8 protein-coding genes and 1 pseudogene are annotated in these 9,699 nt (G+C 72.2%); all 9 read right to left on the reverse strand.

What is annotated here, in order from left to right:
* Positions 1-152, reverse strand: a pseudogene (locus ACFCV8_RS19665) (ketol-acid reductoisomerase); the annotation flags it as partial.
* A 62-nt stretch (positions 153-214) separates the two neighbouring features.
* Positions 215-787, reverse strand: coding sequence for an acetolactate synthase small subunit (gene ilvN, locus ACFCV8_RS19670; protein WP_376686646.1), 573 nt, complete (start codon positions 785-787; stop codon positions 215-217).
* Positions 788-801: 14 nt separating this feature from the next.
* Complete coding sequence (locus ACFCV8_RS19675) at positions 802-2,691, reverse strand: acetolactate synthase large subunit (protein ID WP_376686647.1); 1,890 nt, start codon at positions 2,689-2,691, stop codon at positions 802-804.
* A 135-nt stretch (positions 2,692-2,826) separates the two neighbouring features.
* A complete protein-coding gene (locus tag ACFCV8_RS19680; RefSeq protein WP_376686648.1) occupies positions 2,827-3,603 on the reverse strand; it encodes a 4'-phosphopantetheinyl transferase family protein in 777 nt (258 codons plus the stop codon).
* Between the two features lie 43 nt (positions 3,604-3,646).
* Positions 3,647-4,927: an MFS transporter gene (locus ACFCV8_RS19685; RefSeq protein ID WP_376686649.1), complete on the reverse strand. Its 1,281-nt coding sequence runs from the start codon at positions 4,925-4,927 to the stop codon at positions 3,647-3,649.
* On the reverse strand, positions 4,924-6,402 hold the full coding sequence (gene argH, locus ACFCV8_RS19690) for an argininosuccinate lyase (RefSeq protein WP_376686650.1): 1,479 nt from the start codon (positions 6,400-6,402) through the stop codon (positions 4,924-4,926). The genes ACFCV8_RS19685 and argH overlap by 4 nt, the downstream gene beginning before the upstream one ends.
* Complete coding sequence (locus tag ACFCV8_RS19695; protein WP_376686651.1) at positions 6,399-7,664, reverse strand: ATP-grasp domain-containing protein; 1,266 nt, start codon at positions 7,662-7,664, stop codon at positions 6,399-6,401. Before ACFCV8_RS19695 ends, argH begins: the two co-directional genes overlap by 4 nt.
* The gene (locus ACFCV8_RS19700; RefSeq protein ID WP_376686652.1) at positions 7,661-8,710 is read right to left on the reverse strand and encodes a PLP-dependent cysteine synthase family protein; all 1,050 of its coding nucleotides are present in this window, start codon (positions 8,708-8,710) and stop codon (positions 7,661-7,663) included. Before ACFCV8_RS19700 ends, ACFCV8_RS19695 begins: the two co-directional genes overlap by 4 nt.
* 1 nt (position 8,711) lies before the next feature.
* The gene (locus tag ACFCV8_RS19705; RefSeq protein WP_376686653.1) at positions 8,712-9,629 is read right to left on the reverse strand and encodes a kinase; all 918 of its coding nucleotides are present in this window, start codon (positions 9,627-9,629) and stop codon (positions 8,712-8,714) included.
* Positions 9,630-9,699: the final 70 nt, after the last annotated feature.

The following is a 9,699-nucleotide window of genomic DNA, read 5'->3' on the forward strand; positions in this document are numbered from 1 at the left end:
CCCTCGTGCAGACCGACCCGGACGTCGACACCCGAGTCACGCAGCGACAACGCGTGCGCGTGCCCCTGGCTCCCGTAACCGATGACCGCGACCTTACGGCCCTGGATGATGGACAGATCGGCGTCGTCGTCGTAGAACAGCTCGGCGGACATGGTGGTTCTCCTTGATTCCTGGAACGTGAACGTGAGGGTGTGCGGACGGGGCCGTGCGGTTGTCAGGCGCTCTGCGCCTCGGCGGTGACCGGGGCGGTCGTGGGGGTCAGTCGGATCGGGCGGGGCTCGAGGACGGAGCGGTCGGCCAGCGCCCGGGAGCCGCGGCCGATCGCGATGGCGCCGGACTGGACGAGTTCCTTGATGCCGAAGCCCGCGAGCATCCGGAGCATCGCGTCGAGCTTTTCGGCGGAGCCGGTCGCTTCGAGGGTGACGGCGTCGGGCGAGACGTCGACGGTTCTGGCCCGGAAGAGTTCGCCGATCTGGATGACCTGGGCCCGGGTGCCGTTTCCGGCGCTCACCTTCACCAGGACCAGTTCGCGCTGGACGGCGGCGTCCGCCTCGAGCTCGACGATCTTCAGGACGTTGACCAGCTTGTTGAGCTGCTTGGTCACCTGTTCCAGGGCCAGTTGGTGATCGACGCGGACGACGACGGTGATCCTGGAGAGTTCGGGGTGCTCGGTGGTGCCGACCGCGAGCGAGTCGATGTTGAAGCCGCGGCGCGAGAACAGGGCGGCCACCCGGGCGAGGATGCCGGGGGTGTCCTCGACCAGGACGGAGAGCGTGTGCTGGGACATGTCGGAGGGTCCTCTCAGTCGTCCGCGAAGTCGCCGAAGTCGGGGCGTACGTCACGTGCGGCCATGATGTTGTCGTTGGAGGTACCGGCCGGGACCATCGGCCACACCATCGCGTCCTGGTGGACGATGAAGTCCACGACGACGGGGCGGTCGTTGATCGCGTTGGCCTTGTCGATGATCGCGTCGAGTTCCAGGGGGCTCTCGCAGCGCAGGCCCACACAGCCCATCGCCTCGGAGAGCTGTACGAAGTCCGGGACCCGGGTGCCCCGGTTGGTCGCGGAGCCCACGCCCCGGGCCGAGCCGGTGTCGGCGTTGGTGGTGCCGTCGTGCAGCACGGTGTTGGAGAACCGTGCTCCGTAGAAGAGGTTCTGCCACTGGCGGACCATCCCGAGGGCGCCGTTGTTGATGACCGCGATCTTGATCGGGATGTTGTTGAGCGCGCAGGTGGTGAGTTCCTGGTTGGTCATCTGGAAGCAGCCGTCGCCGTCGATCGCCCAGACCGTACGCCCGGGCATGCCGGCCTTGGCACCCATCGCGGCGGGGACCGCGTACCCCATCGTCCCGGCACCGCCCGAGTTGAACCAGGTGCCCGGCTCCTCGTGCGGGAGGAACTGCGCCGCCCACATCTGGTGCTGGCCCACACCGGAGGCGAACAGGGTTCCCGCCGGGGCGAGGAGCCCGATCCGCTCGATGACCTGCTGCGGGGAGAGCAGCGCGGGGTCGGCGGGGAGGTCGTAGCCGCGCGGGTACGTGGACCGCCAGTGGTCCAGCTCCCGCCACCAGGCGGTGCAGTCGGCGACGCGGCCCTCCTCGCGTTCGGCCCGCACGGCGTCGGTGAGGGCGCCCAGGACCTCGCGGGCGTCGCCGACGATGGGGACGTCGGCGAGGCGGTTCTTGGAGATCTCCGCCGGGTCGATGTCGGCGTGGACGACCTTGGCGTACGGGGCGAAGCTGTCCAGCCTGCCGGTGACCCGGTCGTCGAAGCGGGCTCCGAGGGCCACGATCAGGTCGGCCTTCTGGAGCGCGGCGACCGCCGCGACGTCGCCGTGCATGCCGGGCATGCCCACGTGCTGGGGGTGGCTGCCGGGGAAGGCGCCCAGGGCCATCAGCGTGGTGACCACGGGGGCTCCGGTCAGTTCGGCGAGGGCGCGCAGTTCGGCCGTGGCCCGCGCCTTGAGCACCCCGCCGCCGACGTAGAGGACCGGGCGGCTCGACGTGCCGATGAGCCGGGCGGCCTCGCGGATCTGCTTGGCGTGCGGTTTGGTGACCGGGCGGTAGCCGGGCAGTTCGGTGGCGGTGGGCCAGCTGAAGGTGGTGCTCGCCTGGAGGGCGTCCTTGGTGATGTCGATGAGCACCGGGCCGGGGCGGCCGGTGGCGGCGATCCGGAAGGCCTCGGCGACGGTTCTCGGGATGTCGTCCGCGTTGGTGACCAGGAAGTTGTGCTTGGTGACCGGCATGGTGATGCCGACGATGTCCGCTTCCTGGAAGGCGTCCGTGCCGATCGACTTCGAGGAGACCTGGCCGGTGATCGCGACCAGCGGGACGGAGTCCATGTACGCGTCGGCGATCGGGGTGACCAGGTTGGTGGCGCCGGGGCCGGAGGTGGCCATGCAGACGCCGACCTTGCCGGTGGCCTGGGCGTAACCGGTGGCCGCGTGCCCGGCACCCTGCTCGTGACGGACCAGCACATGACGGACCCGGGTGGAGTCCATCATCGGGTCGTACGCCGGGAGAATCGCTCCGCCGGGAATGCCGAACACGGTGTCCACGCCGGCCTCTTCGAGCGACCGGATGAGGGACTGGGCGCCCGTCACGTGCTCGGCGCCGGTGTCCGGCTGCTCCGCGGTTCGGGGTCGCGCGTGCGGGAGGAGGGCCGCGGGGGCCTGCTTCACAGCGTTTGACATCGTCAGTTCCAGGAGTCCGTAGGGGTGTGGGCGAGCACGGTGCGGTGATCGGCAGCCGCGGCGGGAGCGGCCGGGTGGTGCGGGTCCGCCGCCGGGTGATCACCGCGACGGTGCACCCGGCGGACGTGGTGGCGGTCAGGGCGGGATTCTCGACGTCTCCGGGGCGTCGCAGGTGTGGCGTACGACGTCGATTCCGGCGAGCCTGCGGACCAGGAGGCCGTCCACGGTGAGTTCGCCGCGGACCGCCACGGCCGCCGCGTACCCCCGGTCCACCGGGACGTCGACCAGGGTCCAGCCCGACGGCGGGTACGGTCCTTCGGGGCGTCCCGAGCCGACGTAGTCGAGGGCCGGGTCCCGGCCGAGGCCCGTGCCGAGGCCCTTGAGGTAGGCCTCCTTGCGGGTCCACAGCCGGGCCAGTGCCCGGGGCCGGGCGGCCGGGGCGAGCGCCGCCAGTTCGGCCTGTTCGTCCACGTGCAGCATCGCGGCGAGGTCGGCGGTGCCCTCGAGGTCCGGCACCAGTTCCACATCGACGCCGATGGGGGCCGCCGCGGTCCCGACCACGGCGAGGTCGCCGCGGTGGGACAGCGAGAAGAACAGCCGGTCGTCGGCGTCGAGCACGGTGGGCCTGCCGTGCGGTCCGCCGCAGCAGGGACAGGTGTCCCGGCCGAGGTGGACGTCCTCGGGGCGCAGGCTCAGGTACGAGCCGAGCAGCCGGCGGAGGGCGACATGCGCGGCCGTGAACCGGGTGCGGTCGGCGGCGTGCATGAGGGTGGCGGCACGCTGACGCTCGGTCGCGTCGAGTACCTGTTCGTCCAGGATGCCGCGGGGGACATCCGAGACCCTCAGGAGCCAGAGGTCGAGCGAGCCGGGGGGTGGCAGCTCGCGGACGACTCTCGGCAGTGTCTGTTCCACGGGGTCTCTCCTGTTCTTACGAGAGTGACAGGCGAGTCGGGCGTCACGGCGTCGCCGGGGCGACCGGCAGGTCGCGCCGTCGGCGCAGCGGCCCGATCAGCAGGAGCAGCGGGGTCAGGGCGAGTCCCGCGGTCAGCAGCCACAGGGTGGGCCGCAGGCCGAGGGCGGTGCCGAGAGCCCCGCCGAGCAGGGATCCGAAGGGGATGGCGCCGAAGTTCGCGACCGAGACGCTGGCCGAGACGCGGCCGAGCAGCTGGGGCGGACAGTAGCGCTGTCGAAATGCTCCCTGGATCACGTTGGCGAGGACGACGCCGAGCGAGAGGACCGCGCTCCCGACGACCAGTGCGGACAGCGTCCAGTCCCTTCCCGTCATCGGGATGAGCAGGGCGAACGGGGCGCTGGCGATCGTGGCGACGAGCAGGCCGCGGGCCGAGCCGAACCGGGCGATCAGGCGCTGGGACATGGTGGCCCCGAGGATGCCGCCGATGCTGCTCGACGCGAGGAGCCACCCGGTGGCGCCTTCCGGCACCCGGAGTTCGCGGATGATGAAGACCGGGATGATCGCCGCCTCGGCGGTCAGCAGCAGGTTGGTGGCGGTGCCGTACAGGGTGAGGACGCGCAGGTAGGGGTCCTTGAAGGCGTATCGCACGCCCTCCTTGATGTCCTGGCGCAGGGCCCGGTGTTCCGCCGGGCGTTCGGGGACGGGTTCCTTGCGGCGGATGCCCAGCAGGCACAGCGCGGAGACCAGGAAGGTCGCCGAGTTGACGAGGAGTCCGGAGGCGGCGCCGAAGAGCTGGGCGAGCAGGCCGCCGCCGCCGAGCCCGGCGACCTGGGCCACCGATTCGCTGCCCTGGAGCTTGGCGTTGGCCTCCTGGAGGTCCTCGGGGCCGACGATGGAGGGCAGGTAGACCTTGTACGAGATCCCGAAGAACACCGCGGCGAACCCGTTGACCAGGGCCACGGCCAGGAGCTGGGTCATCGTCAGGACGCCGAGCCGGCCCGCCACCGGCACGCTGGCCAGGAGCACCAGCGGGACCACGTTGCAGATCAGCATGATCGGGCGGCGTCGCATCCGGTCCACCCAGGCCCCGGCGGGCAGGCCGATCAGCAGCCAGGGCAGCCAGGGGGCGGCGGCCAGCACGCTCACCTCGAAGGTGCTCGCGTCGAGCGTGACCACCGCCACCAGGGGCATGGCGACGGCGGTGATGTTGATGCCGACGCGGTTGGTGGTCTCGCCGGTCCACAGCAGCCTGAAGTCGCGGTGTCCGCGCAGTCCGCTGTTCGGGGGGTGCTCGTCGGCGTGGTCCACGGGGCGCTCGGTCACACCGGCCGGCATGACGTCACCGCCTCGGCCACGGCTCGCGAGAGGAGTCCGGCGCCGTCGCTCCAGCGGGCGCGCCGGGCGTCCGTCGTGGCCCGCAGGGTGTCCCGCCGGGCGGTGAGCGTGTGGATGCCGTCGGCGGTGGAGCCGGGTCCGCCGCCGTGGGCACAGGCCGCCATCACCCGGTCGGGGGCCAGTCCGCCGTCCTCGACGGCGGCGAACCGTGCCGCGTTCGCCAGCGGGCGGCCGGTCTCCAGGGCGTCGAGGACGGTCTCGCCGACCTGGTGGTGCGCGGCCCGGAACGGGGTTCCGTCCAGGACGAGCCGTTCGGCCAGGTACGTGGCCGAGGTGAAGCCGTCCACGGCCCGCCGCTCCATCCGGTCGCGCTCCGGTTCGGTGCCCGCCACGACCAGGCTCAGCAGGGTCACCGCCTCGGTGGTGCCGCGCAGTCCGGGCCACAGGTGCCGGACGGCCTCGGTGCCGACGGCGATCGCGTTGGTGTAGCCGCCGGTGGTCATCGCGGTCGCCGCGGCGACGAAGGCGCCGAGGGCGGCCGAGGACCGGCCCTGGATGTGTTCGAGCAGGAACGGGTTGCGTTTCTGCGGCATCATCGAGCTGGAGCCCACGAGGGTGTCGCCCACTCTCAGCAGCCCGAACTCCTCGGAGGTCCAGGTGCTCAGGTCGCGTCCGGCGCGGGCCAGCGCGACCCCGAGGGCGGCGGAGGCGGACAGCAGGTCCAGGACGAAGTCCCGGGAGGCCACCGCGTCGACGGAGTTGGGCGCCGCGGAGTCGAAGCCGAGCAGTTCGGCGGTGCGCCGGGGGTCGATGGGGACGGAGGTGCCGCCGATCGCCCCGGCGCCCAGCGGGTTGACGTCGATCTGCCGTCCGGCGTCCAGCAGCGATTCGTACGCCCGCAGGACGGCGGCGGCGATCCCGGCGAGGTAGTGGCCGTAGCTGATCGGGACGGCCGGCTGGCCGTGGGTGTAGGCGGGCATGACCACGTCGCGGTACTCCTCGGCCTTGGCCAGGAGCACTCCGGCCAGCCGGTCGACCGCGTCCAGCAGGGCGAGATAGGGGCCGCGGGCCTTGAGCCGGGTGGTGGTGGCGTTGAGGTCGTTGCGCGAGCGGCCGGTGTGCAGGATGCCGCCGGTCAGGTCGCCGAGCCGTTCGATGAGGTGGCCTTCGTACGCCAGGTAGACGCCGCGCGGCATCGGAAGGGCGCGGACGGGTGCGAAGTCCTGTTCGCGCAGTTCGCCGATGGTGCTCAGCAGGGCGGCGGCCCGGCCGGTGTCCACGATTCCGCGCTCGGTGAGCATGATCAGGTGGGCGCGGTCGACCTCGCTGATGCAGCGGAGTTCCTCGCCGAGCCCGTCCGTGGCCTGCGGGAGGTACTGGTCGTAGACGATGCGGTGCGCCTCGGCGTCGAGGGCGGCCTTGAGCCGGCCGGTGTCGATGCCCCGCGCGGTCGCCGTGGTCATGCGAGTGCCTCCTGGGTGTGCAGTCCGGCGTAGGTGAGGGCCTCGCCGAGCAGGCCGACGGATCGGTCGGCGGCCTCGGCGGCCCGTACCGAGCGGTCGGCGACGGCGATGGCATGGCCGACCCGGCCGCGGAAGTCCTCGGCGGGGCCGACGGGTTCGCCGGGGGCGCGGTACAGGACCGCTTCGACGGTGCCCGGGACTGTGCGGGCCCGTTCCACGGCTGCGGCGAGTTCGGCGGCCGGGGCGAGGATGCCGTCCTGCCCGGCGGTGAGGAAGCGGATCGAGGCACGGGCGTAGCCGCCGCGTTCCAGTTCGGGTGCGGTGCCGAGCGCGGCGAGCACCTGGGCTCGGACCAGGTCGATCCCGCAGGCCCGGCGGACCAGTTCGGGGATCATGCCGCCGGCCAGCCTGGGGTTGACCTCGATGACGGCGGCGGTCCGGGGTCCGGTGAGGCGCAGTTCGACGTGGGCGGCCCCCCAGCCGAGTCCGAGCGCCCGTACGGCGCGTACGGCGGTCTCGCGCAGGGCGATCTCCTGTTCCCCGGGGAGTGCGGCGGGCACGTCGTGGCCGGTCTCGACGAAGGAGGGCAGCGCGCCGACGTGTTTGGCGACGGTGACGACGGCTTCGGTGCCGAAGACCTCGACGGAGAACTCCGGCCCGGTCAGGTACTCCTCGACGAGGATGCGGGTGGGGGCGGCGATGCCCCGTTCGTTGACGGTGGTGGCCAGCAGGGCCGCGGCGTGTTCGGCGACCTCGGTCAGGTCCGTGCAGTGGCGTACGCCGAGGCTCCCGGAGCCCTGTACGGGTTTGACGACGACGGGCAGTCCGATGGCGCGGGCGGCGGCGACCGCGTCGGCGGCCTCGGTGACGGCCGCGAAGCCCGGTGAGCCGATGCCCGCCGCGGTGAGTGTCCGGCGCTGTTCGGCCTTGTCGCGGCAGGCCCGTACGGCGTCGGCGGAGGGTCCGGGCAGTCCGAGCCGGTAGGCGAGGGCGGCGGCGGCCGGGACGTAGTACTCGGAGCTGGTGAGGACGCCCGCGATGGTGGCGCCGTCCTCCAGGGTGCGGACGGCCCCGAGCAGCGCGGTCTCGTCGGAGGTGTCGACGACGACGGTCCGCAGCCCGTCCTCGGCGGCGTACGGGTAGCGGCCCGGGTCGGCGCAGAGCAGTACGGGCACCGTGCCGAGTTCGGCGGCGCGCCGGGCGAACAGCCGTCCGGTGCCGGTGGTGTTGCTCTCCACCAGGAGCAGCAGGCGCTCGCTCATGACTCGACCACCGGCATCACCACGTCGTCGAAACCGCGGCGGGCCCACAGCAGCCGGGACCAGGCGGCGGGGGCGTCCAGGGGGTGCTCGACGGTGGCCGGGCCGTCGGCGGCGGGGGCGGGGACGATGTCCTGCTCGCGCAGCCAGGTCTCGTTGTAGACGGTGGACTGGTAGCGGTAGCCCTCGTCGGGCAGGACCATGACGACGGTGCTGTCCGGGTTGTGCTCGGCCCACCAGGACGCCACCTGGAAGGAGGCCCCGCTGGTGGGGCCCATGAACAGGCCGTGCGCGCGGTAGAGCTCGTGGGTGGCGTGGAAGGCCTCGGGCGCGGTGACCCAGTGGACCTCGTCGTAGGCGGCGTGCTTGACGTTGCCCGGGTGGATGCTGCTGCCGAGTCCGCGGAGCGTGCGGGGGCCGTCGGGGCTGCCGAAGATGATGCTGCCGGGGGTGTCCACGCCGACCAGGTGGAGGGCCGGGCCGTTCTGCCGCAGTGCGGCGCCGAGGCCGCCGGTCGAGCCGCCCGAACCGACGGGGCCGACCAGGCAGTCGACGGTGCCGACGGTTTCACCGATCAGGTCGGCGACGATGCCGTAGGCGCCCGGGTTGTCGGGGTTGTCGTACTGGCCGGGTACGAAGGCGTCCGGGTGCTGACGGCGCAGTTCGGCGACGCGGGCGAGCCGGGCGCCCTGGATGCCGCCCGCCTGGCCGGTGTGCTCGACGATCTCCACGGTCGTGCCGAGCATTTCGAGCCGGGTGCGCAGGTCCCGGTCGATCGCGGAGTCGCCGACGATGGTCAGCGGGTAGCCGCGCAGCCGGCAGACCATGGCCAGGCCCAGGGCGAAGGTGCCCGAGGAGGTCTCGATGATGCGGGTGCCCGGGGAGATGAGTCCGGCCGCCTCGGCCCGGTCGAGGATGTAGCGGGCGGGCAGCAGCTTCATCAGGCTGAAGGCCGCGGCGTAGAGGTTGTCGGTCACCTTGATGATGCGTGGCAGCTCCGTCGCCTCGACGATCGAGGAGTGAGCCTTGGGCAGAGTGGTCGTCGTCATGTCAGTCACCCGTTGTGTAGTTCCACTGCTCGTGGATTCCGAGCTCTTGGAGGAGGTCCTGGGCCAGTTCGGTCCGCGCCTCGACCTCGGGGTCGTCCCGGTCGAAGAGGAGGCCCGCGATGTCCCCGCTGTGCGCCGCCTGTACGCCGACGGCTCCGGTGGTCCGCGCGATGTCCCGGATGCGGTCGAGGTCCGGGATCGGCAGATGGCGCTGGTTGATCTCCGTGCTGGTCGTGGCCACCGAGCCCAGCAGGGCCACGTCCTTCATCTGGATGGCTTCCCTGAGCATCGCCTGCAGCCGGGTGAAGAGGTCGATCTCGTCCTGCCCGTAGCGGGCCGGGGAGAAGGCCAGGGTGTCCACGCCGCGTCCGCCGTTCTCGGGGCGGGAGCCGAAGCCCAGGACCCTCAGGGCGGGCATCCGGTAGCCGAAGTCCTCGATCACCGTGCCTTCCCGCTGGGCGAACAGGACGGTGGACTCCTCGAACATCAGGGAGTCGGACGCGGTCTCCGCCCGTACGGCGATGCGGGCGACCTCCTGCGCCGGCAGCGGGCTGACGAAGGCGTCCTTCACGGCCCAGATCGCCGCCAGCACGTCGCTGGTGGAGGAGCCGAAGCCCCGGCACAGCGGTACGTCCCCGCTGAGGTCCAGGTGTCCCCCGGCCGGCTCCTCGCCCGGCGGGGTCACGGCGCGGACCGCGAGTTCGGCGGCGCGCCGGGCCTTGCCCTTCCACGACGGCGTGACGGTGACCTCGGCGCCGGGTGCGGGGATGAACGTCGCGCGGGTCTCATGGATGGTGCAGGGAAGAGTGACGAGCCCTCGGGTGAGCCCGCCGTCGCCGGGAAACACTCCTTGCAGGATCTCGCCGTGGTGGACGGGGGCCGAAGCTACCCCGACACGCCAGCCGGAATGATCAACCATTTCCTTGACTTTCTGTCGCCGGGAGCTGGGGCCTGCGGATGGCTTCACGCTATGCGCGGTACCGTGCCCC

Source organism: Streptomyces sp. NPDC056347 (assembly GCF_042262625.1).
In the GTDB taxonomy this organism is placed as follows: Bacteria; Actinomycetota; Actinomycetes; order Streptomycetales; family Streptomycetaceae; genus Streptomyces.